The organism is Streptomyces sp. A0592 (genome assembly GCF_004795115.1).
Lineage (GTDB): Bacteria > Actinomycetota > Actinomycetes > Streptomycetales > Streptomycetaceae > Streptomyces > Streptomyces erythrochromogenes.
The window spans coordinates 412,961-437,263 of sequence record NZ_SSBM01000003.1 but is presented as its reverse complement, the minus strand read 5'-3'; the positions used below and the strand labels follow the sequence as shown (position 1 = coordinate 437,263).

At 72.8% G+C, this 24,303-nt stretch carries 29 protein-coding genes; 21 read left to right on the top strand and 8 right to left on the bottom strand.

From position 1 onward, the window contains the following. Positions 1-95 precede the first annotated feature (95 nt). Positions 96-878, bottom strand: coding sequence for an alpha/beta hydrolase (locus E6U81_RS07440; RefSeq protein WP_136229258.1), 783 nt, complete (start codon positions 876-878; stop codon positions 96-98). Between the two features lie 130 nt (positions 879-1,008). Between E6U81_RS07440 and E6U81_RS07435 the strand changes: the two genes are divergently transcribed. Continuing rightward, on the top strand, positions 1,009-1,578 hold the full coding sequence (locus E6U81_RS07435; protein ID WP_136229257.1) for a TetR/AcrR family transcriptional regulator: 570 nt from the start codon (positions 1,009-1,011) through the stop codon (positions 1,576-1,578). An 81-nt stretch (positions 1,579-1,659) separates the two neighbouring features. Next, positions 1,660-2,610, top strand: a complete 951-nt coding sequence (locus tag E6U81_RS07430; RefSeq protein ID WP_240803707.1) for a phosphatidylinositol-specific phospholipase C — start codon at positions 1,660-1,662, stop codon at positions 2,608-2,610. Here the strand turns inward: E6U81_RS07430 and E6U81_RS07425 are convergent. From E6U81_RS07425 to E6U81_RS07415, 3 genes are all read right to left on the bottom strand, one after another. Next, positions 2,590-4,026, bottom strand: a complete 1,437-nt coding sequence (locus E6U81_RS07425) for a HAMP domain-containing sensor histidine kinase (RefSeq protein ID WP_136229256.1) — start codon at positions 4,024-4,026, stop codon at positions 2,590-2,592. The two genes, E6U81_RS07430 and E6U81_RS07425, sit on opposite strands and share 21 nt — an antisense overlap. Then, positions 4,023-4,754 carry a response regulator transcription factor gene (locus tag E6U81_RS07420; RefSeq protein WP_136229255.1) on the bottom strand — a complete coding sequence of 244 codons (732 nt, stop codon included), beginning with the start codon at positions 4,752-4,754 and terminating at the stop codon, positions 4,023-4,025. Before E6U81_RS07420 ends, E6U81_RS07425 begins: the two co-directional genes overlap by 4 nt. A 74-nt stretch (positions 4,755-4,828) precedes the next feature. Beyond that, positions 4,829-6,058 (bottom strand): trypsin-like peptidase domain-containing protein, encoded by a 1,230-nt coding sequence (locus E6U81_RS07415; RefSeq protein ID WP_136229254.1) that lies wholly within the window; start codon positions 6,056-6,058, stop codon positions 4,829-4,831. Positions 6,059-6,219: 161 nt separating this feature from the next. Between E6U81_RS07415 and E6U81_RS07410 the strand changes: the two genes are divergently transcribed. Continuing rightward, positions 6,220-6,615: a hypothetical protein gene (locus E6U81_RS07410; protein ID WP_136229253.1), complete on the top strand. Its 396-nt coding sequence runs from the start codon at positions 6,220-6,222 to the stop codon at positions 6,613-6,615. Positions 6,616-6,625: 10 nt separating this feature from the next. Here the strand turns inward: E6U81_RS07410 and E6U81_RS07405 are convergent, their stop codons facing one another. Both E6U81_RS07405 and E6U81_RS07400 read right to left on the bottom strand, forming a co-directional pair. Then, the gene (locus E6U81_RS07405; protein ID WP_136229252.1) at positions 6,626-7,648 is read right to left on the bottom strand and encodes a LacI family DNA-binding transcriptional regulator; all 1,023 of its coding nucleotides are present in this window, start codon (positions 7,646-7,648) and stop codon (positions 6,626-6,628) included. Between the two features lie 70 nt (positions 7,649-7,718). Then, a complete protein-coding gene (locus tag E6U81_RS07400; protein WP_136229251.1) occupies positions 7,719-8,501 on the bottom strand; it encodes a response regulator transcription factor in 783 nt (260 codons plus the stop codon). A 470-nt stretch (positions 8,502-8,971) separates the two neighbouring features. Here E6U81_RS07400 and E6U81_RS07395 point away from each other — a divergent pair, with 470 nt between their 5' ends. The 12 genes from E6U81_RS07395 (at position 8,972) to E6U81_RS07335 (ending at position 19,020) form a co-directional block, all read left to right on the top strand. Further along, complete coding sequence (locus tag E6U81_RS07395) at positions 8,972-9,226, top strand: MoaD/ThiS family protein (RefSeq protein ID WP_030964668.1); 255 nt, start codon at positions 8,972-8,974, stop codon at positions 9,224-9,226. Between the two features lie 484 nt (positions 9,227-9,710). Beyond that, positions 9,711-11,030, top strand: coding sequence for a hypothetical protein (locus E6U81_RS07390; RefSeq protein ID WP_136229335.1), 1,320 nt, complete (start codon positions 9,711-9,713; stop codon positions 11,028-11,030). A 100-nt stretch (positions 11,031-11,130) separates the two neighbouring features. Then, positions 11,131-11,856, top strand: coding sequence for a DUF2993 domain-containing protein (locus E6U81_RS07385; protein ID WP_136229250.1), 726 nt, complete (start codon positions 11,131-11,133; stop codon positions 11,854-11,856). Between the two features lie 422 nt (positions 11,857-12,278). Then, positions 12,279-13,124, top strand: coding sequence for a sulfurtransferase (locus E6U81_RS07375; protein ID WP_136229249.1), 846 nt, complete (start codon positions 12,279-12,281; stop codon positions 13,122-13,124). Positions 13,125-13,178: 54 nt separating this feature from the next. Continuing rightward, complete coding sequence (locus tag E6U81_RS07370; RefSeq protein ID WP_136229248.1) at positions 13,179-13,469, top strand: DUF1416 domain-containing protein; 291 nt, start codon at positions 13,179-13,181, stop codon at positions 13,467-13,469. Between the two features lie 128 nt (positions 13,470-13,597). Continuing rightward, a complete protein-coding gene (locus tag E6U81_RS07365; protein ID WP_136229247.1) occupies positions 13,598-13,861 on the top strand; it encodes a DUF3099 domain-containing protein in 264 nt (87 codons plus the stop codon). A gap of 114 nt (positions 13,862-13,975) precedes the next feature. Then, positions 13,976-14,779 carry a hypothetical protein gene (locus tag E6U81_RS07360; protein WP_240803694.1) on the top strand — a complete coding sequence of 268 codons (804 nt, stop codon included), beginning with the start codon at positions 13,976-13,978 and terminating at the stop codon, positions 14,777-14,779. Continuing rightward, positions 14,776-15,624 carry a hypothetical protein gene (locus E6U81_RS07355; RefSeq protein ID WP_240803693.1) on the top strand — a complete coding sequence of 283 codons (849 nt, stop codon included), beginning with the start codon at positions 14,776-14,778 and terminating at the stop codon, positions 15,622-15,624. Before E6U81_RS07360 ends, E6U81_RS07355 begins: the two co-directional genes overlap by 4 nt. Further along, positions 15,621-16,643 (top strand): hypothetical protein, encoded by a 1,023-nt coding sequence (locus E6U81_RS07350; protein WP_240803692.1) that lies wholly within the window; start codon positions 15,621-15,623, stop codon positions 16,641-16,643. Before E6U81_RS07355 ends, E6U81_RS07350 begins: the two co-directional genes overlap by 4 nt. Positions 16,644-16,913: 270 nt before the next feature. Then, positions 16,914-17,486, top strand: coding sequence for an FABP family protein (locus tag E6U81_RS07345; RefSeq protein WP_030659031.1), 573 nt, complete (start codon positions 16,914-16,916; stop codon positions 17,484-17,486). A 79-nt stretch (positions 17,487-17,565) separates the two neighbouring features. Beyond that, complete coding sequence (locus E6U81_RS07340; protein WP_346766129.1) at positions 17,566-18,030, top strand: Fur family transcriptional regulator; 465 nt, start codon at positions 17,566-17,568, stop codon at positions 18,028-18,030. Between the two features lie 21 nt (positions 18,031-18,051). Continuing rightward, a complete protein-coding gene (locus tag E6U81_RS07335; RefSeq protein WP_136229245.1) occupies positions 18,052-19,020 on the top strand; it encodes a glycine cleavage T C-terminal barrel domain-containing protein in 969 nt (322 codons plus the stop codon). A gap of 26 nt (positions 19,021-19,046) precedes the next feature. On the opposite strand, the gene dtd is transcribed toward E6U81_RS07335, so the two are convergent. After that, the gene (dtd, locus tag E6U81_RS07330; RefSeq protein WP_136229244.1) at positions 19,047-19,472 is read right to left on the bottom strand and encodes a D-aminoacyl-tRNA deacylase; all 426 of its coding nucleotides are present in this window, start codon (positions 19,470-19,472) and stop codon (positions 19,047-19,049) included. A gap of 137 nt (positions 19,473-19,609) precedes the next feature. Between dtd and E6U81_RS07325 the strand changes: the two genes are divergently transcribed. The 3 genes from E6U81_RS07325 to E6U81_RS07315 are packed head-to-tail and all read left to right on the top strand — an operon-like array spanning position 19,610 to position 22,276. Beyond that, positions 19,610-20,191 carry a hypothetical protein gene (locus E6U81_RS07325; RefSeq protein ID WP_030659024.1) on the top strand — a complete coding sequence of 194 codons (582 nt, stop codon included), beginning with the start codon at positions 19,610-19,612 and terminating at the stop codon, positions 20,189-20,191. A gap of 46 nt (positions 20,192-20,237) precedes the next feature. After that, positions 20,238-21,482: a GNAT family N-acetyltransferase gene (locus E6U81_RS07320; protein ID WP_136229243.1), complete on the top strand. Its 1,245-nt coding sequence runs from the start codon at positions 20,238-20,240 to the stop codon at positions 21,480-21,482. Positions 21,483-21,514: 32 nt separating this feature from the next. After that, positions 21,515-22,276: a putative protein N(5)-glutamine methyltransferase gene (locus E6U81_RS07315; protein WP_240803691.1), complete on the top strand. Its 762-nt coding sequence runs from the start codon at positions 21,515-21,517 to the stop codon at positions 22,274-22,276. 8 nt (positions 22,277-22,284) lie between these two features. Here the strand turns inward: E6U81_RS07315 and E6U81_RS07310 are convergent, their stop codons facing one another. Further along, positions 22,285-22,599, bottom strand: coding sequence for a deoxyxylulose-5-phosphate synthase (locus E6U81_RS07310; RefSeq protein WP_136229242.1), 315 nt, complete (start codon positions 22,597-22,599; stop codon positions 22,285-22,287). Between the two features lie 167 nt (positions 22,600-22,766). Here E6U81_RS07310 and E6U81_RS07305 point away from each other — a divergent pair, with 167 nt between their 5' ends. The 3 genes from E6U81_RS07305 to E6U81_RS07295 all read left to right on the top strand — a co-directional run bounded on the left by E6U81_RS07305 (position 22,767) and on the right by E6U81_RS07295 (position 24,187). Continuing rightward, entirely contained in the window at positions 22,767-23,114 is a 348-nt protein-coding gene (locus E6U81_RS07305; RefSeq protein WP_136229241.1) for a DoxX family protein, read from the top strand. A gap of 63 nt (positions 23,115-23,177) precedes the next feature. Next, on the top strand, positions 23,178-23,615 hold the full coding sequence (locus E6U81_RS07300) for a helix-turn-helix transcriptional regulator (protein ID WP_240803690.1): 438 nt from the start codon (positions 23,178-23,180) through the stop codon (positions 23,613-23,615). 23 nt (positions 23,616-23,638) lie between these two features. Beyond that, on the top strand, positions 23,639-24,187 hold the full coding sequence (locus E6U81_RS07295) for a hypothetical protein (RefSeq protein WP_136229240.1): 549 nt from the start codon (positions 23,639-23,641) through the stop codon (positions 24,185-24,187). The last annotated feature ends 116 nt before the right edge of the window (positions 24,188-24,303 follow it).

Here is a 24,303-nt window from a genome sequence, read left to right as displayed (position 1 = left end):
GCACAGCGTGCCCGAAGGGGCGGCGGGCCGACAGGCCCGCCGCCCCTTCGGCGTTTCCCCCCGGTGCACCCCCGTGACGCGGGGACCGGCGGGGATCAGAGGGCCGCGAGGAAGGTCCCGACGGCCCGGTGGAAGCCGTCCGGGTTCGTGAACGGCACGAAGTGGTCGCCGTCCAGGGGCGCGTACGAGGTCTTCGGGCGCCGGGCGACCATCGCGTCGGCGACGGGCTGCGTGAGCGCCCGGCTGCCGGTGCCGTGGATCAGCAGGGCGGGGCAGGTGCTCGCGAGCCAGGTGTCCCAGTGGTCGCCGGCGCAGGCGTGGATGGAGTCGAGCATGTCCTGCGGGTGGTACGCCAGGCGCCAGCCGCTGCCGTCCGGGAGGGGGCGCAGCCCGTCGGCGACGAAGGGCGCGGCCGGTCCGGCGGCGGCGAGGAGTTCCTCGCGGGTGGGGGCGGTGTGGGGGAGGCCGTCCAGGAAGTCGTACCAGTTCGGTCCGTCGGGGATGCGGATCTCGACGGTGGCGTCGACGTCGATGAGAGCGGAGATCCGGTCCGGGTGGGCGGCGGCCAGGTGGTAGGCGTTGAGCCCGCCGAGGGAGTAGCCGAGGAGCGGCACGGGGGTGTCGAGGCCCAGGTGGTCGAGGAGGGCGACGGCGTCGGACACGTAGCCCTCGCGGCGGTAGTCGGGCGCGCGGTCGGAGTCCCCGTGGCCGCGCTGGTCGGGGGCGATGACCCGCCAGCCGTCGCCGAGGGCGGCGGCGAGGCCGGTGAAGGCGAGGGCTTCCGACATGCCGCCGTGCAGGGCGAGGAGCGGCCGGCCGGTGCCGCCGAAGTCCAGGTAGGAGAGGGTCCGGTCGTCGATCTTCAGGTCGTGGCGCATGGTCCTGCCTTCCGTGGGCCTGCGGATCGTGTCGGTGGCTCCACCCTGCCAGCGTTTGGGCAAGCGCGCAATACAGTTGTATGGCGCGCTTGCCCAAATGTCGGCGAGTGGTCGCGGATACGATCCCGGCATGGGAAATCGCGAGGACCTGCTGGCCGGAGCGCGGCGCTGCCTGGAGGGGAAGGGCTACCTGCGCACGACCGTGCGCGACATCGCCACGGCCTCGGGGGTGAGCATGGCCGCGATCGGCTACCACTTCGGGTCCCGGGAGGCCCTCCTCAACCAGGCCCTGTTCGCCGCCATGGAGGAGTGGGCCGCGGGTTCCGGCCGCCTCGCAGGCGAGGGCGGGACCGCGGGGGAGCGCTACGCCGACACCTGGGACCGCAAGATCCGCGACTTCGGCGAGATGCGCTGGCTCTGGCTGGCCTCCGTCGAGGCCTTCGTCCACGCGCAGTCCTCGCCCGAGCTGCTCGCGATCCTCGCCGAGGGGCAGCGCCGCAACCGGCGGACGGTTGCCGCGGCCCTGCGCGGGGTGCCGCCGGAGGAGGTCTCCGAGGAGGACGTACGGGCCCTCGGCTCGATGCATATCGCGCTGCTCAGCGGGGTGATGGTGCAGACCCTGACCGACCCGGAGCAGGCGCCGGACGGCCGTGAGCTCCTCCAGGGGCTGCGCTCCATGGTCGAGCTGCTCGGAAGCTGACCACTACCGACGGGTAGCAAACCTGACGTGTGCACGCCATAATCCGGCCATCACCGGGTCGGCAAAGGGGCGGGCATGGACATCGGCATGGGCACGGGCAGGGTCACCGGCACGGGCAGCGTCACGGGCGCGGGCAGGGTCACGGGCCCGGGCGCGGTCGGGGGCGCGGGCATCGGCCGCAGGGCGTTCCTGGCCGGAGCGCTGGCCGCGGGAGCCGCCGTCGCACTGGGAGCCGCACCCGCCTCGGCGGCCGCACTCGGCACCCAGGACTGGATGGCCGGCCTCGGCGACTCCACCGCCCTCCAGCGGATGACCATCCCCGGCACCCACGACTCCGGCGCCACCAAGGGCGGGCTCTACGTCGCCTGCCAGAACACCTCGATCGCCCAGCAGCTCGACTCCGGGATCCGTTTCCTCGACGTCCGCTGCCGGGTCACCGGCGGCTCCTTCGCCATCCACCACGCGGCGTTCTTCCAGGACCTGATGTTCGGGGACGTCCTCGTCGCCTGCGCGAACTTCCTCGCCGCGCACCCTGGCGAGACCGTCCTGATGCGCGTCAAGCAGGAGTACTCGGGGGAGAGCGACGCCACCTTCCGCGCCGTCTTCGACGACTACCTGAACAACCGCGGCTGGCGTTCCCTCTTCCGGATCGCCGACACCCTGCCCACGCTCGGACAGGCCCGCGGCAAGGTGGTCCTGCTCGCCGACAACGGCGGCCTGCCGGGCCTGCGCTACGGCGACGGCAACGTCTTCGACATCCAGGACGACTACAACACCGAGCCCTTCGCCAAGCGCGGCCGGATCGAGAACCACTTCCGCAAGGCCGTCCAGCAGCCCGGCAAGCTCTTCGTCAACTACGTCAGCACCGCGGCGTACATGCCGCCGCGCTGGAACTCCGACCGCCTCAACCCGCAGGTCCACGGCTTCGTCGACGGCGGGGAGATGGCCGGCCGGACCGGGCTCGGGATCGTCCCGATGGACTTCCCGAACACCCGCTCCGGCCTGGTCGCCTCACTGATCCGGCACAACTGACGGATCGGAGGGCGGCGGGGTCGGCGCCCCGGGGATGCGGAGCACCGCCTCCGTGCCTCCGCCGCCGTCCGCCGCCGCCCGCAGCTCGGCGCTGCCGCCCGCGCGGGCGGCCGTACGGGCCACGATCGACAGGCCCAGCCCGCTGCCGGGCAGGGCGCGGGCCGACTCGGACCGCCAGAACCGCTCGAAGACGTGCGGCAGGTCCGCCGCCGGGATGCCGGGCCCGTGGTCCCGTACGGTCAGCTCGCCCGCCCGCAGGGTCACCTCGACCGAGCCGCCCGGCGGGCTGAACTTCACCGCGTTGTCCAGGACGTTGACCACGGCCCGCTCCAGCGCCGCCGCCTCGCCCCGTACGTACCAGGGCTCCAGGTCCGACGCGAAGGCCAGCTCCGGGCCGCGCAGCCGGGCCCGGGACAGCGCGGTCGCGGCGATCTCGTGCAGGGCGACCACCCCGAGCGGGCCGGGCGAGGCCGCGTCCGGCCGGGACAGCTCCTGGAGGTCCCCGATCAGCGAGGCCAGTTCCGTCATCTGCGCCTTGACCGAGGCCAGCAGCTCCCGCCGGTCGTCGGGCGGGATGGCCCGGCCGGTCTCCTCGCTGCGCGCGAGGAGCTCGATGTTGGTGCGCAGCGAGGTCAGCGGGGTGCGCAGCTCGTGTCCGGCGTCCGCGATCAGCTGGGACTGCCGGTCCTGGGAGGAGGCCAGGGCCGCGGTCATCGAGTTGAAGGACCGCGACAGGCGGGCGATCTCGTCGTCGCCCTCGTCTGGGATCCGCACCGTCAGGTCCTCGGTGCGGGCGATGTGCTCGACGGCGTCGGTCAGCTCGTCGACGGGCCGCAGGCCCGTCCGGGCCACCCACAGGCCGGCCGCTCCGGCGCCGACCACGCCGACGCCGCAGACCAGGAGCAGCACCCAGGCCAGGGTGGACAGCGGCTTCTCGATGTCGGAGAGCGGCTTGGCCACGGTCAGCGCGGCTGCCCGCCCGTCCAGCAGGGCGGGCTGGGTGTAGACGCGGACCGCCACCCCGTCGGAGGTGGTCGCGTCGTAGAGGGCGGCCCCGCGCCGCCGCTGGGCCACCTCCAGGTCGGTGGAGCTGATCCGCAGCGTGCTCCGGCCGTCGACCCAGCAGTGGCCGCCGTCCGGCAGCACGATCTGTACCTGGGCGCTGAGGTTGTTGGCGGGCCGTTCCGGGAGGGCGCCGGTGACGGACACGCAGCCGAGCGAGCGGTAGACCTGGTTGGCCTGGGCCTCGGCGTTGGTGGCGCGCAGCGCGCTGTCCAGCTGGTCGCGCAGCTGGGTGCGGACCATCACCCAGGACACCGCCGCGACGCCCGCCACGGCCAGGGCCACCGCGACGGCGACCAGCAGGGCCAGCCGGGAGCGCAGCGGCAGCGCGCGGAAGCGGGCGGCCGGGCTCACTCGGGCCCGCCCTCGCCCGCGCGCAGTACGTAGCCCACCCCGCGCACGGTGTGGACCAGGCGCGGCTCGCCGCCCGCCTCGGTCTTGCGGCGCAGGTACATCACGTACACGTCCAGGGAGTTGGAGCTGGGCTCGAAGTCGAAGCCCCAGACGGTCTTGAGGATCTGCTCGCGGGTCAGGACCTGGCGCGGGTGCGCGAGGAACATCTCCAGCAGCGTGAACTCGGTACGGGTCAGCTCCACCGGGCGTCCGGCCCGGGTGACCTCGCGGGTCGCGAGGTCCATGCGCAGGTCGCCGAAGGTCAGGGCGTCCTCGTGGGGGCCGGCGCCGGCCTGCGCGGCGGCGTAGGAGCTGCGGCGCAGCAGGGCGCGCACGCGCGCGAAGAGCTCGTCGAGCTCGAACGGCTTGACGAGGTAGTCGTCGGCGCCCGCGTCGAGGCCGGTGACGCGGTCGCCGACGGTGTCGCGGGCGGTCAGCATCAGGATCGGGGTGACGCTGCCGGAGGCGCGCAGCCGACGGGCTGCCGTGAGCCCGTCCATCCGCGGCATCTGGATGTCCAGCACGATCAGGCCGGGGGCGTACGAGGCCGCCTTGTCGAGGGCGTCCAGCCCGTCGACGGCGGTCTGGACGGCGTAGCCCTCGAAGGCGAGGCTGCGGCGCAGGGCCTCGCGTACGGCCGGTTCGTCGTCGACGACGAGGATCCGCGCTTCGCCTTCGGCGGGGTTCATGGATGGGTCTCCCAGGTGTGGTGGCCGGCTGCGGGGTCCGGCGGGTGACGGCGCCTCCAGCCTCGCACGGCAGGCTAGAAGGACGTGCCGAAGCCGCCTGCGAAGGAACCGCTGCCGGAGGTGTCGGAGGTGCCGGCGGATCCCTTGCCGCCGGGGCCGCCCTTGCGGAGGGAGTCCAGGTCGGCCTTGATCGTGTCGACGGGGATGGCGAAGCCGAGGCCGACGCTGCCGGCGGTGGAGTTGCCGGTGGAGGGCGAGTAGATCGCGGACGGCATGCCCACGATCTCGCCGTTCATGTTGACCAGGGCGCCGCCGGAGTTGCCCGGGTTGAGGGAGGCGTCCGTCTGGAGGGCCTTGTACGAGGTGGTGTTCGAGCCGGTGTCCCCGTTGAACTGGCGGCCGCCGAAGGAGAAGGGCCAGCTGTCCTCGCCCTGCTGGCGGCCCTGCGGGGCGCTCTGCTCCGACTTGGGCACCTTCACCTCGCGGTTCAGGGCCGAGACGATGCCGCTGGTCACGGTGCCGGTGAGGCCGTCGGGGGAGCCGATGGCGACGACCTGGTCGCCGACCTTGACACTGCCCGAGTCGCCGAGCTTGGCGGGCTTGAGGCCGCTCGCGCCGTCGAGCTTGATCAGGGCCAGGTCCTTGTCGGGGTCGGTGCCGACGATCTTGGCGGTGTACTTCTTGCCGTCGCTCGTCGTCACCTGGATCTGGGTGGCACCGTCCACGACGTGGTTGTTGGTGGCGATCTCGCCGTCGGCGGTGAGCACGAAGCCGGAGCCGGTGCCCTGGCCGGAACCGGTGCGGGTGTCGATGCGGACGACCGAGGGGCTGACCTGGTCGGCGATGCCGGCGACGGTGCCGGTGCTGGACCGCGAGACGTTCGTGCCGTTGATGCCGCCGGGGGTGCCGGCCTGCCGGTCCATCAGCTGCTGGACGGCGGCCGCGGTGCCGCCGCCGACCACGGCCGCGGCGAGTGCGACGGCGGCGAGCAGGGCCACGGGCTTCTTCGCGCGCCGGGCGGGCGCGGCGTGGGCGGGCCCCGGCGGGAGGCCGGCGCCGCCCTCGCCGCCGTCGGCCGCGGCCGGGACCGTCTCGCCCCGGATGACCGGCGGCTGGTGCGCCTCGTGCCAGCCGGGCGCGGCCGGCGGATAGGCGGGCGGCGGCGGATACGCCCCGGTCCCGGCATCGGCTCCGGCCTCGTGCGCCAGCCGGTCGCGTCCGCGCTGCCAGTCCTCGCCGAACGGCGCGTACTGGGGGCGGTGTTCCTGCGGGTACTCGCCTTCGCGGCGGAAGCTCTCGGTCATGGCTATGACTGTGCTGGCCGTTGATGAGAGCTTCCTGAGTCCGGCCTGAGAAGCCCGACAGAACCGCGTATGCCCGATGTAAGGGAGCTTCCCTGCGCCACCCCCGTCCGCTACCTTGAACATGTTCAAATAAACGCGTTCAAACATCTCTCGGGGGGATCGTGGACGAGGTCGTGCAGCAACGGGTGGCCCGCCTGCCGTGGAGGCTGGCCGTGACGGCGGCGTCGGTGACGGTCGTCACGACGGTGTGGTCGGCGACCGTGTCCGCGGGGGGAGTTTCGGCCCGCGGACTACTGCTGCTCCTGTTCGTCGCCGGCCTTCCGCTCCTCGCGCGCGACGCGCCGGCGGCCTTCACCCGAACCTGCCTGGTCATCGCCATGTTCTTGCTGTGGGTGCCGATGTTCGGGACCGCGGGGCTCCGGCCCGTCGCCGCGGCGGTGCTCCTGCTGCTGGCCGCCTCCGTCGCCGACCCCGACCACCACCCGAGCTGTCTGACGGTGGCGCTGGCGGGGGCGCTGCTCGTGTTCCTCCCGCTGGCCTTCTGCCTCTACTCCTGAGGCCGGTCGGCTACCGGCAGCCGCAGGAGCGGCGGACCACCAGTGCCGACGGGAACTGCTTGAGGCGCTCGCGGCGCGAGCCGGCCACGCGCAGGCCGTCGTCGAGGACCAGGTCCACCGCCGCGCGGGCCATCGCCGGGCGGTCCGAGGCGATCGTGGTCAGCGGCGGGTCCGTGAGGGCCGCCTCCTTCACGTCGTCGAAGCCGGCCACCGCGAGTTCCCCGGGCACGTCGATGCGCAGTTCGCGCGCCGCGCGCAGCACGCCGATCGCCTGGTCGTCCGTGGCGCAGAAGATGGCCGTCGGCCGGTCCGGGCGCGCCAGGACCTCCAGGGCGACCGTGTACGCGTCATAGCGGTTGTACGGGGCCTCGATGACGCGGCCCTCGATGGAGCGGCCCGCCTCCAGCATGGCCCGCCGCCAGCCCTCGACGTGGTCGGCGACCGGGTCGCCCACCGACGGGGTGTTCTCGATGCCGCCGATGCAGGCGACGTACTCGTGCCCGTGCTCCAGCAGGTGCCGGGTGGCGAGCTGGGCGCCGCCGATGTCGTCCGTGACGACCGCGACGTCGTCGATCGCCTCCGGGCGCTCGTGCAGCAGCACCACGCGGGCGTCCCAGGCCTCGATCTCGCTGGCCGCCTGCTCGCTCATGCCCTGGCTGACCAGGATCAGCCCGGATACCCGCATCCCGAGGAAGGCCCGCAGGTAGTGGACCTCGCGCTCGGTGCGGTAGTCGGAGTTGCCGACCAGGACCATCTTTCCGCGCTCGGCGGCGGCCTGCTCGACCGCGTGCGCCATCTCCGCGAAGAACGGCTGGCGGGCATCGGGGACGATCATGCCTATGAGGTCGGTGCGTCGCGACGCCATCGCCTGGGCGACCCGGTCCGGGCGGTAGCCCAGGTCCTTGATCGCGGCGAGGACACGCTCGCGCGTGGCCGGGGCAACCGGCCGGGGTCCGTTGTTGATGACATAGCTCACGACGGCGGTAGAAGTACCCGCAAGTCGCGCTACGTCATCCCGCGTCACCTTGGCCACGCGCGGCAGTCTACGCGGGGTGACCTACCTCTGGGCAGGCCGTCCTGAAGACCGGACGATCATCGGGCGCCTAGGCCGACCGGGTGGTCGCCCCGGAGGCCCGCGCGGAGCCCTCCGCGGCCGACTCCGCGGCGACCTTGGCCGCCGCCTGGGCCGCGGCCTCCGCCGCCGCCCGCTCGACCTTCTCCGGCGTGACGAATCGGTAGCCGACGTTGCGGACCGTGCCGATCAGCGACTCGTGCTCGGGGCCGAGTTTCGCCCGCAGCCGCCGTACGTGCACGTCGACCGTCCGGGTGCCTCCGAAGTAGTCGTAGCCCCAGACCTCCTGCAGCAGCTGCGCGCGGGTGAAGACCCGGCCCGGATGCTGCGCGAGGTACTTGAGGAGCTCGAACTCCTTGAAGGTGAGGTCCAGCACCCGCCCCTTGAGCTTGGCGGAGTACGTGGCCTCGTCCACCGACAGGTCGCCGTTGCGGATCTCCATGGGGGAGTCGTCCGAGCCGAGCTGCTGGCGGCCCGTGGCCAGCCGCAGGCGTGCCTCGACCTCGGCGGGGCCGGCGGTGTCCAGGAGTACGTCGTCGATGCCCCAGTCGGCGGTGACGGCCGCCAGGCCGCCCTCGGTGACGACGAGGATCAGCGGACAGCCGGGGCCGGTGGAGCGCAGCAGCTGGCACAGCGACCGGACCTGCGGCAGGTCGCGGCGGCCGTCGACGAGGATGACGTCGGCGCCCGGGGTGTCGACGAGGGCCGGGCCCTCGGCGGGCGCCACCCTGACGTTGTGCAGCAGCAGGCCGAGTGCGGGCAGCACTTCGGTGGACGGCTGCAGCGCGTTGGTGAGCAGCAGGAGCGAGCTCATGACCGACCACCTGCCCGGGCCGGACGGTGGTGCACGGTTCGCTGGTCCATCACGTCGGTTCCTCCTCGGTCCCGTCGAGGACATGCGCGGTACTGCTTCGTACGTGTCGCCTGGTGCCCGTCCGGCCCCGCGCCCTGGGGATCCGCCCGGTCACCACTGTTCTCGGTTCGTTCAACGTGCTGAAAGCACAAAAGGACCCGGGGGCCACATTGCCCGGATCCTCTCGCCAGCAGAATAGCCCACCCGCTGTTTCCCGTCCGGGGCTCTCCTGCTTCCGCTTCTGTGGTTCATGCCACCCTCCTGCCACGTTCCCGCCCTGCGTATGCACCGTTTTCACCGGAACGGAGGCATGCGGGGCGGCGGGGACGGTCCGGCCCGGCGCACACACGGCGCGTCGGGGCACGCCGGGGGCGGCGGCCGGAGGGGCCATCATGGAGGCCGACGGTAGAGAGCCGACGATAGGAGCTGCAGTGGCAACCGGAACCATCCGCTACTGGGCGGCGGCCAAGGCCGCGGCCGGGACTGCGGAGGAGCCGTACTCGGCGAGGACACTGGCCGAGGCGCTCGATGGCGTGCGGGAACGCCACCCCGGGGAGCTGACCCGGGTCCTGCTGCGCTGCTCCTTCCTCGTGAACGAAGAACCTGTGGGCAAGCGCCCGCACGATTCCGTACCGCTGACCGAGGGCGGCACCGTCGAGGTGCTCCCGCCGTTCGCGGGCGGGTGAGCGGGAGCCGATGAGCACGCCTGACGAACAGCAGCAACAGCAACAGCAGCAGCCGCAGCGGCAACAGCAGCAGCCGCACGACCCGTACGGGACCCAGACCTGGCAGGCCGACACCTGGGACACCGGATACCAGCCGGTGCATCCGCCGCTGGGCGCGGTGCCCGGGCAGCCGGTCGCGCCCGAGGGCTGGTTCCGCGACGAGGCCGCCGCCGGGCCGGGTGCGGGAGCCGTACCCGGCCCGGCCCAGGCCTATCCGCCCTACCAGGCCCAGGGCCACGCCCAGGGCCACGCCCAGGGCCACGCCCAGGGCCACGCCCAGGCTCCGGTCGAGGGGCAGGCGGCCTGGGGCGCGCCCGCCCCCGGTCCGGAGCAGCAGGCGCCGGCTCCGCAGGGCTGGTTCCGGGACGAGGCTCCGGCCGCCCCGGCTCCTGCGGCGCAGGACTGGTCCCAGGGCGGCCAGGGCGTGCCCCAGGGCGGCCGGGGCGTGCCGGAGCCGGCGTCCGCCGCCGAGACGGCATACCTGCCGCCCTACCCCCACCCCGGGCAGCAGCAGGCCGTGGCTCCCGAGGGCTGGTTCCGGGACGAGGCCCCGGCCGCCCCGGTGCAGGACTGGTCGCAGGGCGGCGGCCCGGGCGGCGGTGCGTCCGCCGCCGCGGAGCAGACGGCGTACCTTCCGCCGTACCCCGGTCCCGATCAGCAGCAGGGCGCCGCCGCGGAGCAGACGGCGTACCTTCCGCCGTACCCCGGTCCCGATCAGCAGCAGGGCGCCGCCGCCGAGCAGACGGCGTACCTCCCGCCGTACCCCGGTCCCGATCAGCAGCAGGGCGCCGCCGCCGAGCAGACGGCGTACCTCCCGCCCTTCCCCGGCCCCGAGCAGCAGGAGCCCCACGTGTCCGCGGCCGAGCAGACCGCCTTCCTTCCGCCCCAGGCCGGCGCCGCCGCCGACAGCCCGGTACCGGCCCCGGTACCGGCCCAGGCCGGCAACGCCGCCGAGGCGTCGGAGGCCACCGACTGGTCCCCGCCCACCCTCGCCGGGAACACCGTGCGCGCCGTGGACCCGGCCCAGGCCCGCGCCGAAGGCCGGTCGCCGATCATCGATCCCGGCCCGCAGCCGGCCGTACTGACCGCCGCCCTCGGGCTGCTGCTCGCCGCGGCCGCCGCCCTCGGGCAGTACGCCCTGCTCGTACCGCTGATCGCCCTCCAGGGCCTCACCGCGGCCGGCTGGTTCCGCCTGAACGGCATGTGGCCGGCCCGGCAGGGCATCGCCCTCGCCTTCGCGGGCGCCCTGGCCGCCGACGCGGCCGTGCTCGCGGTGGAGGAGGCGTACGGCGCCGGCGCGATCGTCGGCACCCTCGGCGCCTGGGTGCTGCTCACGCTCGTGCTCCAGCTGCGCAGCCAGGCCGATCCCGACGAGCGGATGTACGGGCTGATGGCCTCGGTGGCCTCGGCCGCCCTCGCCATCATCTGCGCCGGCTACCTGGCCGCCGACACCGCCGCCGTCACGGTCGGCGCGGCCGCCGTGGCCGTCGCCGTCTTCGTCCGCGCCCTGCCGCTGCCCACCGCCACGTCCGTCGGGGTCTCGCTGGCCTCGGCCGCCGGCGCGGGCGTCGCGGTCGGCGGGATCACCTCCGTCGGTGTCGGCGGGGCGCTGCTGGGCCTGGTCGCCGGGGTGTGCGCGCTGGTCGGGCTGCGCGTGGCGGCGTACGACTACCCGTCGAAGTTCGTGCACATGACGGCCGGTGTCGCGCTGCCGCTCGCGGCCGCCGCCCCCGCCGTCTACCTGATCGGACGGGTGGTGGGCTGACCTGCGCCGTCACACCGCGCCTCACACCACCGCTGACGGTCTCCTGACGGGCGGACATGGTCAACTAGACCGCACGTACCGATAAGTAGGGGGAGGGCACGTGCGTATCCTGCGCGTCGTTGTGATCATCTCAGTGGTGCTCGGAGCCGTGTTCGTGGGCGCGGACCGCTGGGCGGTCGGCTACGCCGAGAACCAGCTGGCCGACCGAATACAGGCCCGCCAGGGCCTGGCCGGCAGCACGGAGGTGGAGATCCACGGGTTCCCCTTCCTGACCCAGGCCCTCAGCCGCGACCTGGACCGGGTCGATCTGAAGCTCACGGGCGTCGAGGTCGCCGCCGAGGGCCGCAAGACGCGGCTCTCGGAGCTCGACGCGAGCTTCCGCGGCGTGCGGCTCGACGGTGACTACAGCGGCGGCACGGCCGAGCGCGCCGAGGGCAGCGCGCTCATCACCTACGCCGACCTGACCGCGGCCTCCCAGACCGGCGCGACCCTGTCCTACGGCGGGGCGCCCGGCAAGGTGAAGGTCACCGCGTCGGTGGACATCGCCGGCCGGAAGCTGTCGCGCAGCGTGATCTCGACGATCACGCTCGTGGACGCGCCGGACGCCAAGGGCGGAAAGGGCGGCAAGATCGTCCGGGTGCACGCCGAAGAGGTGCCGGGCGAGGGGATTCCCGGCCTGGAGCGGCTGGTCCGGCGGCAGACCGACTTCGACCGCAACCTCGAGGGCGGCCTCCCGGCGGGCCTCCAGCTCTCGGCACTGACCTCGGACGAGGCCGGTGTGCACCTCACGCTGGGCGGCTCGAACGTGGCGCTGGCCGGATCGTGAGACAGGGCGGTCCGATCCGCAGAAGGACGGGCCGCGCGGCGGGCCCCGGAGGCGCCGGGGCGCCCGGAAAGGGTGTTCTCATCCCAGCATTCGGACGATCCTGTCTCGGAATATGACACACCGGTGACAGGGCGGCTGATTCGTCCCTACGATCCATGGCTATGAAGCATCAGCAGGCGGACCTCACGAAGCGACGGGCAGTAGACCTGTGTCGCGTCGCCGCCATGCTCTGTCGATCCATGTGACGTGTGAGCGCATCCGCTCCATCAGCCGGACGACGGCCCGACAGGCCCATCCCCGCGTGACCGCACCTGCCTCCTGACCCCTGACGCCTCCCCGCGCAGGAATCGAGTGCACCCGCAGGCACGCAGCACAGCGCACCCCGCACCGCCCCGCCGCACACTGCCCCGGAGGAGATCACCATGAGCCGCAGCGACGTCCTCGTAGACGCCGACTGGGTCGAGGCCCACCTGAACGACGCCGACGTCGTCATCGTCGAGGTGGACGAGGACACGTCCGCCTACGACAAGAACCACATCACCAACGCCGTCCGGATCGACTGGAAGACCGACCTCCAGGACCCGGTCCGCCGTGACTTCGTGGACCAGGAGGGCTTCGAGAAGCTCCTCTCCGCCAAGGGCATCTCGAACGACGACACCGTCGTCCTCTACGGCGGCAACAACAACTGGTTCGCCTCCTACGCCTACTGGTACTTCAAGCTCTACGGCCACCAGGACGTCAAGCTCCTCGACGGCGGCCGCAAGAAGTGGGAGCTCGACTCCCGCGACCTGGTCGACGGCAAGGACGTCCCGAACCGCCCGGCCACCGAGTACAAGGCCAAGGCCCAGGACACCTCGATCCGCGCCTTCCGCGACGACGTCGTGGCCGCGATCGGCTCCCTGAACCTGGTCGACGTCCGCTCCCCCGACGAGTTCTCGGGCAAGCTGCTCGCTCCGGCGCACCTCCCGCAGGAGCAGTCGCAGCGCCCCGGCCACGTGCCGAGCGCCCGCAACATCCCGTGGTCGAAGAACGCCAACGACGACGGCACCTTCAAGTCGGACGACGAACTGACCGCCCTCTACGAGGCCGAGCAGGTCGATCTGGCGAAGGACACCATCGCCTACTGCCGCATCGGTGAGCGCTCCGCGCTCACGTGGTTCGTGCTGCACGAGCTCCTCGGCCAGGAGAACGTCAAGAACTACGACGGCTCGTGGACCGAGTACGGCTCGCTGGTCGGCGTGCCGATCGAGCTCGGCCCCAACAAGTAATCCCGGGCACGCGACGCCCTCGTAGTACGACCTCTCCAGGACAGGACAGAGAATATGTGTGGAGCACAGATCGGCGGGCCCGACCTCGCGACCCTCAAGCCCGGTGAGACCGCGATCCAGGGCCAGGTGACCCAGGACGGCGCGCCCGTCAGCGGCTACGTGCGACTGCTGGACTCGACCGGCGAGTTCACCGCCGAGGTCCCGACCTCGGCCACCGGCCAGTTCCGCTTCTACGCGGCCACCGGCTCCTGGACGCTGCGCGCGCTCGTCCCGGGTGCCCAGGCGGACCGTGCCGTCGTGGTCGCCGAGGCCGGCGGCGTGACGGACGTGGCGATCGCGGTCTGAGCACCGCACATGTGATCGCCTGATTGATCGGCCGAAGGGCCGCACCCCCGGGGGTTGGACGCCACTGGAACGGGGTGCGGCCCTTCGTGCCGTTCCCTGCCCGGACGGGCCGTCCTACCCTTGGAGGCATGTACGCCCGGCGCCGACGCGCCTACTTCCTGATGATGGGCGGATGCCTGGTCCTCTTCGTCTCCGCCTGGGCCTTCGTGCGCCTGTGGTCGGTCGAGGCCGCCGTGGCCATGTGCGTCGTCGCCATGGTGATCCCGCCGGTCGCCGCGATGATCGCGAACCGGCGCGGGCCGGACGACCGCTGGTGGGACGACCCCTCGGGCGATCCGAAGTCCGACGAATGGTGGGACGAACTGGACGGAAAACGGCGCCGCGAGGACTGAAACCCCCACGAGACAAGAACGTGATCAGGCTTCGTACAACTGCTCCACCGGGCTGTCGGTCATGGGGTACGCGCGGGTAACCAACCCGCGCTTCCGGTTTTGTGGGGGACCCCGTTGGAACACGAACAGACCATCCCTGAGCAGCGGAAAGAGGGGGAGAGCGCACCGGAGCAGGACACTTCGGCCACTGCGGTCCCGCGCCGGCGCCGCGCGGGACGCACCACGCTCCTGATCGCGGGCGCGGCCGTGCTCGGCGTACTCGCCGGCACCGTCACCGGCTACGCGGTCCAGTACCACCGCGAGCCCACCCCCCTGCCGCCGCTGGCCCAGCAGAAGGTGGACGGGCCGAAGCCGGCCGCCATGAACGACGCGACGAGCCGGCGCTCGATCAACGCCACCCGCTGGCACAAGACGGACGAGGAACTGGCCAAGAAGCTGGTGGACCTCCCCGGCGGCGCGAAGGACGGCTTCTCGGGTGCCGTCTCCGCCGACGCGTTCGCCGCGAGCTGGTACCTGGAACCCTCCCAGGCGGTCGGCTCGCTCATCAGGGACGGCGTCAAGAACGTCGCCACCGCGCGGTGGGCCGAGAACGACCGGAACTTCGTCCAGGTCCACCTGCTCCAGTTCCGCGACCGCAGTGGGGCCGAGGGCTTCCAGGCGGGCATGGTCGCCTACATGCCCGAGAAGGGCTACGCGGGCAACTCGGGCAAGGACTTCCCGGGCGTGCCGGCGGACTTCGGGCACCTGTGGATCGACTCCAAGGCGCACGAGGAGCCCGGCTACCACCCGATCCGGCAGGCCCGTGCCCTGATCCGCCGCGGCGACATCGTGACGGTCGTCGAGTACACGAACAACCGCGGTGAGGTCGACGAGAAGGCCCTGGTCGAGATCGCCAAGCGACAGATGGAGCGGCTGTGAGCGAGCAGCAGAACACGACCGGGCCCGAGGCGGATCCCGCACCCGCGGCCGAGCCCGCGCCCGAGCCCGCGGTCCAGTCCGCGGGCGCGCCCGTGCGCAGGAGGAACCGCAGGACGCTCGCCCTGATCTCGGCGGCCGTCGGCGTCGTCGTCCTCGCGGGCGGCGGTGTCGCCGCCGCGGCCGCGCTCGCGGACGCCGACCGGACCTCGCCGACGCGGTACTGGGTGCCCGAGGACCACACGACCGGCGGCACCGCGGCCCCGGTGCCGTCCGTGCCCCCGAACGAGCTGACGGGCAAGCTGATGCCGCTGCCCGCCAACTACTGGCCGGGCCCCGACCTCGACCGCGAAGGCGACCACTACTTCGTCCCGAGCGACAAGGCGCTGCAGAACTTCAAGGACGCCCGTACCGGCCTCTCCAGCAGCGAGCGGGCCGAACGGGACAAGGCGCTGGCGGACCTGAAGCTCAAGGGCATGGCCGGGCGCAGCTACGCCCGCGGCGAGGGCGAGGGCGCCGCCGTCGCCGAGATCCGGCTCATGCAGGCCGACCCGCAGCAGGTGGCCAAGTTCGCCGAGTTCACCAAGAAGCTCATCGAGCTCACCGCCGCCGGCGGCGAGGCGCCGCAGGTGGAGGGCTACCCGCAGGCCAAGTGCGGGCTGGACGACTCGCTCAAGGGCGGCAAGGACGGCAAGGAGAAGATCGACGCCCTCGACTGCGTGGCCGTCGAGGGGGACGTCCTGGTGACCTTCCGCATGTACGGGAGCAAGGGATTCGCGGTGAAGGACGCCGCGGGCCTCTTCAAGCAGCAACTCGACCACCTCAAGTCCCCCGGAGAGTCCGCGTGAGCAGCGAGCAGACCACCACCGGCCCCGAGGCGGAGCCCACGCCCCCGTCCTCGCCCGAGCCGGTGTCGGCCGCCGAGCCGTCGCCCGTGCCGGCCGCCGAGCCCGAGGCCGTGACCGAGGCCGTGACCGAGGCCGTGACCGAGGCCGCTCCGGAGCCCCGGCCCGTGGCCGCCGCCGAGGCCTCGGCCGAGGCCTCCCCCTGGGCCGCCCCGCCCGCCCCGCCGAAGGACCGGCGGGCGCTGCGCGCCGCCCTGCGCTGGACCGCCGCCGTCGCCGTCTTCGCCGCGGTCGGCGCCGGGGTCGCGTACGGGATCACCGTGCCGGAGCGCACCGACGTCCCCGGCCTGTCCACCGAAGGCGACGGCCGCTGGACGTTCCCGAAGCTCTCCCAGCCCGCGCTGCCCGCCGGAGCCCCCCTGCCCCAGGGCCCGGACAACAAGGACGGGACGCACTACGCGCAGCTCACCGGCCTGCTCCTGCCCGCTCCCCGGGGCGCCGGGGCCGACGACGCGGTCAAGGCGGACAAGGACGGTGCGGTGCCGGTCGACTCCTTCCTGGAGGAGTACGCGCCCGAAGCCCGCGAGAAGCTCAAGACGTCCCTCGAATGGGACGGGCTGCGGCAGATCGTCGGCCGGGGCTGGACGATGCCGGACGGCACGCGCACGCACGTCTACCTGCTGCGCTTCCACTCGTCCGGCTTCGTGGACGCCTTCAAGGGCTGCGACGCCAACGCACAGCTGAACGGAGTCTCGGCCCTGGACCTGGACGACGTCTGGAGCAAGGCCAAGGGCACGCAGATGAACAGCACCGCCCTGGACTTCCCCGGCGCCGCGTACTTCGACGGCACCGACCTCAGCGTGTACCAGGAGATGAAGCCCGTCACCGGCGAGGAGCAGACCAAGGTCGGCTGCCTCCGGACGGGTGACGTCCTGGGCATGGTCATCCAGTCCCGCAAGGGCGAGGTGGCCCCCGTCCCCTTCCACCAGACGGTGATCCTGCAGAGCCAGCTGCTGAGCTGACGGCCGGGGGCCGACCGGTACGGCCCACCTCACACCGTGCGCCGGTCCCCGGGCCAGTAGGCTTGGGGACCGGCCCCGTACAGCCCCGAAACGATTCCGAGGAGCACCCCGTGCTTGAGGCAGTCTTCACCTCCCTGCTGGTCCTGGTCTGCGTCGGCGTCATGGCCTTCACCGGCCTGGCCGTCAAGAAGCTGTACCAGGGTCAGCGCTGAGCACCGGCTCAGCTGACCGCCCCGGAACCCCTCCCACAGATCGCCTGAGCAGCCACACATGATCCAGATCCCGTCCGACCTGAACCCGGGCCTCGTCCCCCTCGCCTTCCTCCTCGGCAACTGGGAGGGTGCGGGAGTCTTCGACTTCCCCGGTGAGGAGAAGTGCAACTTCGGCCAGGAAGTCGTCTTCAGCCACGACGGCCGGGACTTCCTGGAGTACACCTCCCACACCTGGGTCCTCGACGCCGAGGGCAACAAGGTGCGGCCGCTGGAGTCCGAGTCCGGTTACTGGCGCATCGACAAGGACCGCAAGGTCGAGATCGTCATGGTCCGCGACCAGGGCGTCGTCGAGGTCTGGTACGGCGAGCTCGCCGACCAGAAGCCCCAGATCGACCTGGTCACCGACGCGGTCGCCCGTACCGCGGCCTCCGGCCCGTACAGCGGCGGCAAGCGGCTCTACGGCTACGTCAAGAGCGACCTCATGTGGGTCGGCGAGAAGGCCACCCCGGACGTCGAACTGCGCCCGTACATGTCGGCCCAGCTCAAGAAGGTCGTCACGCCCGAGGAGGTCGCCGAGATGGCGCGCAACCTCCCCGACATGCCGGACGACGGCATCGCCTTCTTCCGCTGAGCGGAAACCTCCACAGGCTGTGCACGAAAGGGGACCGCGGGCTCGACCGCGGTCCCCTTCGCACACATACACTGACGGGGTGGTGAGCACCGAGAGCACCGAGGGAACCCCGGGCGCGGACTGGAAGACCGACCTGCGGCGGCGCGGCTACCGGCTGACCCCGCAGCGCCAGCTCGTGCTGGAGGCCGTGGACGCGCTGGAGCACGCCACCCCGGACGAGATCCTGGCGGAAGTGCGCAGGACGGCCTCCGGGGTCAACATCTCCACCGTCTACCGGACGCTGGAGCTCCTGGAGGAGCTCGGCCTGGTCTCGCACGCCCACCTCGGGCACGGGGCCCCCACCTACCACCTGGCCGACCGGCACCACCACATCCACCTGGTCTGCCGCGACTGCGCCGACGTGATCGAGGCGGACCTCGACATCGCCGCCGAGTTCACCGCGAAGCTCCGTACGACCTTCGGGTTCGAGACGGACATGAAGCACTTCGCGATCTTCGGACTGTGCAAGAAGTGCGCCGCCAAGCAGCGTGCCGCCCACGCGTAGCAGGGTCGTAGGCTTGGTCGCATGACCAGCAGCCCCTTGCTCCATCTTCCCGGCGCCGTCCAGGCCGAAGGCCGCGACGAGGGCGTCGCCGCCCACTACGGCGAGCTGTACGGCGAACAGCGCGCCCTCGCCGGCGGCCGCGGCTTCGTCGACCTCTCGCACCGCGGGGTCGTCGCCGTCACCGGCCCGGAGCGGCTGAGCTGGCTGCACCTGCTGATCACCCAGCACGTCACCGAGCTCCCGGCCGGGCAGGCCACCGAGGCGCTGATCCTCTCCGCCAACGGCCACATCGAGCACGCGCTCTACCTCGTCGACGACGGCGAGACGACGTGGGCGCACGTGGAGCCCGGCACCCAGGGCGAGCTGATCGCCTACCTGGAGTCGATGAAGTTCTTCTACCGCGTCGAAGTCGCCGACCGCACCGAGGAGTTCGCGGTCGTGCACCTTCCGGCCGGCTCCATCGCCGAGGTCCCCAAGGACCTCGCCGTACGCGAGACCGCGTACGGCCGGGACGTCTTCCTGCCCCGTGCCGAGCTGGAGTCCTTCGCCGCCGCGCACGGACCGGCCGCCGGCCTCCTCGCCTACGAGGCCCTGCGCGTCGAGGGACACCGGCCGCGGGTCGGCCTGGAGACCGACCACCGCACCATCCCGCACGAGCTGGGCTGGATCGGCACCGCCGTGCACCTGCAGAAGGGCTGCTACCGCGGCCAGGAGACGGTCGCCCGCGTCCACAACCTGGGCAAGCCCCCGCGCCGCCTGGTCTTCCTGCACCTGGACGGCTCCGAGGTGGTCCTCCCGGCCCACGGCGCCCCGGTCCGGCTCGCCGCCGACGGTGAGGAGGGCCGCCAGCTGGGCTTCGTGACCACCGCCGTCCGCCACCACGAGCTGGGCCCGATCGCCCTCGCCCTGGTCAAGCGGAATGTCCCGGTCGACGCCCCGCTGCTGGTGGGCGGCACGGCCGCCGCCCAGGAGGTCGTCGTAGCCCCCTGACGCCCGAGCCGGGCCCAGCGGCCGGCCTAGACGTCGACGACGATGGTGAACGGGCCGTGGTTGGTCAGCGACACCCGCATGTCCGCCCCGAACCGGCCCGTCGCCACCGTCGCGCCCAGCGCGCGCAGCTGCGCCACGACCTCGTCGACCAGCGGCTCGGCGACCGGCCCGGGCGCCGCCGCGTTCCAGGTGGGGCGCCGCCCCTTGCGGGCGTCGCCGTAGAGCGTGAACTGGGAGATGACCAGCAGCGGCGCCCCGTTGTCGCTGCAGGACTTCTCGCCCTCCAGGATCCGCACGGACCACAGCTTGCGCGCCAGCTGCGCCGCCTTCTCCGGCGTGTCGTCGTGGGTCACCCCCACCAGCACGCACAGCCCCTCGCCGACGACCTCGCCCACGGTCTCGCCGCCCACGACGACGCTCGCGCCGTCCACCCTCTGCACCACAGCTCGCATACCACCTGTGTACCAGCCGTGCACCCGTCCGGGGCCGATCGGGTGGAGTGGGACTGCACCGGGGCCACGGAGAGTGGCACGATGCACGCAGGCGGTGCGGGTGCGCCGCACCGGTCGAGGGGACGGACCCGAACGACATGAATACTTCTGGTACCTCCGTACCTGCATCACCCGCTTCCGTCGCAGCTGCCGCGGTACGACCGCCCGCGCAGCGCACGGCCGAGACGCAGGAGCAGGGCCCCGCGGCCCCGGCCACCGCGCTCGGGTTGCCCGAACTGCGCGCGCTGCGCCGTGACGCCCAGCGCGACGAGGCCGATCTGAGCTACGTGCGCAGACTGCTCCAGGGCCGCATCGACATCCTGCGCGCCGAGCTGGCCCGGCGGACCGATCCCGAGGCGCCGGTGGTGGACCGGCTCTCGGTGATCCTCGCCGACGCCCCCTCCAGCCGCAGCGCCTCCGCCCGGCACGTCACGCTCGGCACCCCGCACAGCGAGGAGTACCGGGTGCTGGCGGCGGAGATGCTCGCCGACGTGGAGCTGTCGGACCTGGAGGCCCGCACCGACGGCGAACTGCACGACGGGATGGGGCGGCTGGTGCGCTACGAGCAGCAGGTCTCGCGGCGCCGGCAGCAGCTGCAGCGCACGGCGGACGAATGCAGCGCGGAGATCACCCGCCGGTACCGGGAGGGAGAAGCGCAGGTGGACGACCTGCTCGCGTAGGAAATTCGGGCGACCCGCGCCGGTCGGGCGATTAGCGTGGGCCGCTATGAGTGCTGACGTCCGGCCGATCGCCGAATCCGAACTCCACGACTGGGTGCGCGCCGTTCACACCGGCTTCCTGACCGCGACCCGGGTGACCGACTCCGATCTCGCCCAGCGCGCCAAGTACAACGATCTCGCCCGCATCCAGGGCGCGTTCGATGCCGACACCGGTCGCTGCGTGGGGGCCTTCCGGTCCTTCGCGCAGGAGTTGACCGTGCCCGGCGGGGCCGTCGTCCCCGTCTCCGCGGTCTCCAACGTGGGCGTGCTGCCCACCCACCGCCGCCGGGGCCTGCTGACCCGGATGATGGCCGCCGAGTTCGCCGCGGCCGGGGAGCGCGGCGACGCCCTGGCGACGCTGATCGCCGCCGAGTACCCGATCTACGGGCGGTACGGGTTCGGGCCCGCCACCGCCCTCACGGAATGGGAGATCGACGTACCGCGCACCGGGCTGGACCGGCGCTGGTCGGCGCCCGCGGACGGCGGCCGGATCGACCTGGTGGACGCCGCCGAGTTCCGGCGGTTCGGCCCCGGGCTGCACGACAGGGTGCGGGCGGCCGTGCCGGGCGCCGTGAACCGCGACGAGCGCTGGTGGAACCTGGCGACCGGGCTGGAGGAGATGTCGCACCGGCCCTACAAGGAGAAGTTCCACGCCGTGTACCGGACGGCGGAGGGCGAGGTGGCCGGCGTGGCCGTCTACACCGCCGACGACCACTGGACGGACGCGAAGGTCCCGCAGAACACCGTGCAGGTGCAGGACCTGCTGGCGCTCACCCCGCAGGCGGAGCGGGCGCTGTGGCACTTCCTGTGCTCCATCGACTGGGTGCTGAAGGTCCGCACCGGCTACCGGGCCCCCGACGACCTGCTCCCGCACCTGCTGCCCGATCCGCGTTCGGCCCGTGTCGTCACCTCCGCCGACTTCCTGTGGGTGCGGGTCCTGGACGTCGTACGGGCGCTGGGCGCGCGGACGTACGAGGTGCCCGGGGTGCTCGTACTGGAGGTCGCGGACGAGGCCGGCCCGGCGGCCGGCCGCTACCGGCTGGACGCGGGGGCGGGCGTGTGCGAGCGCACGCAGGAGGCGGCCGACCTGCGGCTGGATGTGTCCGTGCTGGGATCCTTGTACCTCGGCGAGGCGTCCGCGGTACGGCTGGCCGCGCTCGGGCAGCTGGCCGAGGAGCGGCCGGGCGCGGTCGCGCTGGCGGAGGCGGTGTTCCGCACCGCGCGCCGTCCGTGGTGTCCGGACGTCTTCTGAGATCGCGGACGGCGGATCGAAAGGCTGGAGTTGTGGCGTCACTTGTGGAATCCCTGCGCGCGGCCGGCTGTGTCTTCGCGGAGGAGGAGGCGGAGTTGCTGAGCGGCGCCGCCCGGGACGATGCGCACCTGGCGGAGCTGCTGGCCCGCCGGGTGGGCGGCGAGCCGCTCGAACATGTCGTGGGATGGGCGGAGTTCTGCGGGCTGCGCGTGCAGGTGGGCGCGGGGGCGTTCGTACCGCGCCGGCGCACCGAGTTCCTGGTGGAGGAGGCGGTGGCGCTGACCCGGCCGGGTGCGGTGGTGCTGGACCTGTGCTGCGGGGTCGGCGCGCTGGGCGCGGCGGTGGCGGCGCAGTCACCGGGCGGGGTGGAGCTGCACGCCGCCGACATCGACCCGGCGGCGCTGGCGTACGCGCGGCGCAACGTGGCCCCGTACGGCGGCCGGGTGTGGGAGGGCGACCTGTACGCCGCGCTGCCGCCCGAGCTGCGCGGCCGGGTGGACGTGCTGGTGGTCAACGCCCCGTACGTGCCGACGGAGGAGATCGGGCTGATGCCGTCGGAGGCGCGCGACCACGAGCCGCTGGTCTCGCTGGACGGCGGGGCCGACGGGCTGGACATCCACCGCCGGGTCGCGGCGGGGGCCCCGGCCTGGCTGGCCCCGGGAGGGCGCCTGCTGATCGAGACGAGCGTCCGGCAGGCCCCGTCGACGGCGTCGGCACTGACCTCGGCCGGTCTGACGGTCCGGGCGGTGAGCTCGGAGGAGCGGTACGCGACGGTGGTGATCGGCACGTCCTGAGGGCAGGCCTACGGGGTGGCGAGCGCTCGGGAGGCCGGTACCCCGGTGCGTCGGGCGTACGCGAGTCGCTCGCGCACCTCGCGCAGGCTCCGCGGGCGGTAGCCGGGCCCGCAGCCGCAGCAGGCCTGCCGGAAGTCGAGCCCCGCGTGCAGGAGCACGGACAGGACCCGCCAGGCGTCCCGGTCCCGCCGCGGCGGCGCCTCGAAGGCGTCCCCGGCGAAGAGGAGTACCCGGCGGCAGCGGGGGCAGCGGTATTCGCGGTACGCGGAGTGCTTGAAGGACACCCGGCAGTCGAGGCAGACATGGGCGGAGCGGTGCGGCATGCGGCCAGTCTCCGTCGGCGGCCCGCCGTCCCGCCAAGGGATTTCGTGCGCGGAGTACTCAGTCGGATCCGCCTGTCACACGTGGGGCGCGGGGCGGGTCAGTGGAGTGAGGGCGGGGTTCCCGACCGGCGCGGTCCGCGCCGGCGTCCGCCCGAGGGGAGTGCCGGATGTCCACGACGGCTGTTGTTTTCGCTCTGGTCGGTGCGTTCATGGTGGGGTTCTCGGCGGCTTCGGTGTTCCTGAAGGCGAAGTGGGTGGTCGAGCCGCTGGCGGAGTACGGGGTCCCGCGGGCCTGGTGGGTGTGGCTGGGAGTCGCGAAGGCGGCGGGTGCGGTGGGCCTGGTGGCGGGTCTGTTCGTACCGGCCGTCGGTGTCGCGGCCGCGATCGGTGTCGCGGCGTACTTCGCGGGGGCGGTGGTCACGGTGGTCCGCGCCCGGGCATACGCGCACGTGGCGTTCCCGGTGATCTACGCGGCGCCGGCGGTGGTCGCCCTGGCCCTCGGTTTCGGCGGCTGAGGGGCGGGAGATGTTGCAAGCATCTGCTTGCAAAAGTTAGCGGGGTCGGGCAGGATCTGCAGCATGGCATCGCTCAACGTCGGAAACCTCGGCGAATACCTCCGTGAGCAACGGCGGCAGGCGCAGCTTTCGCTGCGGCAGCTGGCCGATGCCGCGGGAGTGTCGAATCCGTACCTGAGCCAGATCGAGCGCGGGCTGCGCAAGCCGAGCGCGGACATCCTCCAGCAGCTGGCCAAGGCGCTGCGGATCTCCGCGGAGACGCTGTACGTGCAGGCCGGGATCCTGGACGAGCGGGACCGCGACGAGGTGGAGACGCGAGCCGTCATACTCGCCGACCCGTCGATCAACGAGCGGCAGAAGCAGGTGCTGCTCCAGATCTACGAGTCGTTCCGCAAGGAGAACGCGCTCGACGCGCCCGCCGTTCCCGCCGGGCCGGACACGCCCGACGCGCCGGACACGCCCGGCAAGCCCGCCGACGAGATGCCGTCGAAGACCGACTGAAGTTGATCCGGGAGGACCAGCACATGGCCATCGCCGATGACCTGAAGAAGACCCTCACCGACCCCACTCCCCTCTACTTCGCCGCCGGCACCGCCGACCTCGCCGTCCAGCAGGCGAAGAAGGTGCCGGAGCTCATCGAGCAGCTGCGCGCCGAGGCACCCGCGCGCATCGAGGCCGTGAAGAACACGGACCCGAAGGCCGTGCAGGACGCGGTCACCGCCAAGGTGGCCGAGGTGTTCGGCGCGATCGACCCGAAGAAGATCGGGGAGACCGCCCAGGACCTGGCGCTGCGCGGTGTCGGCGTGGCCGCCGAGTACGCGGTGCGCGCCAAGGAGACCTACGACAAGGTCGCCGAGCACGGTGAGCAGGCCGTAAGGGCCTGGCGCGGCGAGGTCTCCGACGAGATCGTCGACATCGCCGTCGTCGTCGAGCCGCGGCCCGAGCCGACCCCCGAGGCGCAGGCCGAGCCGGCGGCCGAGGCCGCTGCCGAGGAGCGCCCCGCGGCCAAGAAGCCCGCCGCGCGCAAGAGCACGGCCAAGAAGGCCGTCGTCACCGCGGACGACGCGAGCTGAACCGCGCCCGCATGGGCGACCACGGGCCGGGCACCCTTACAGGGCCCGGCCCGTTGTGGTTGATGGAGGGGCGTGTGCCGGTAGCGTGGACTGAGGCGGCATCGGAAGTGCGAAGC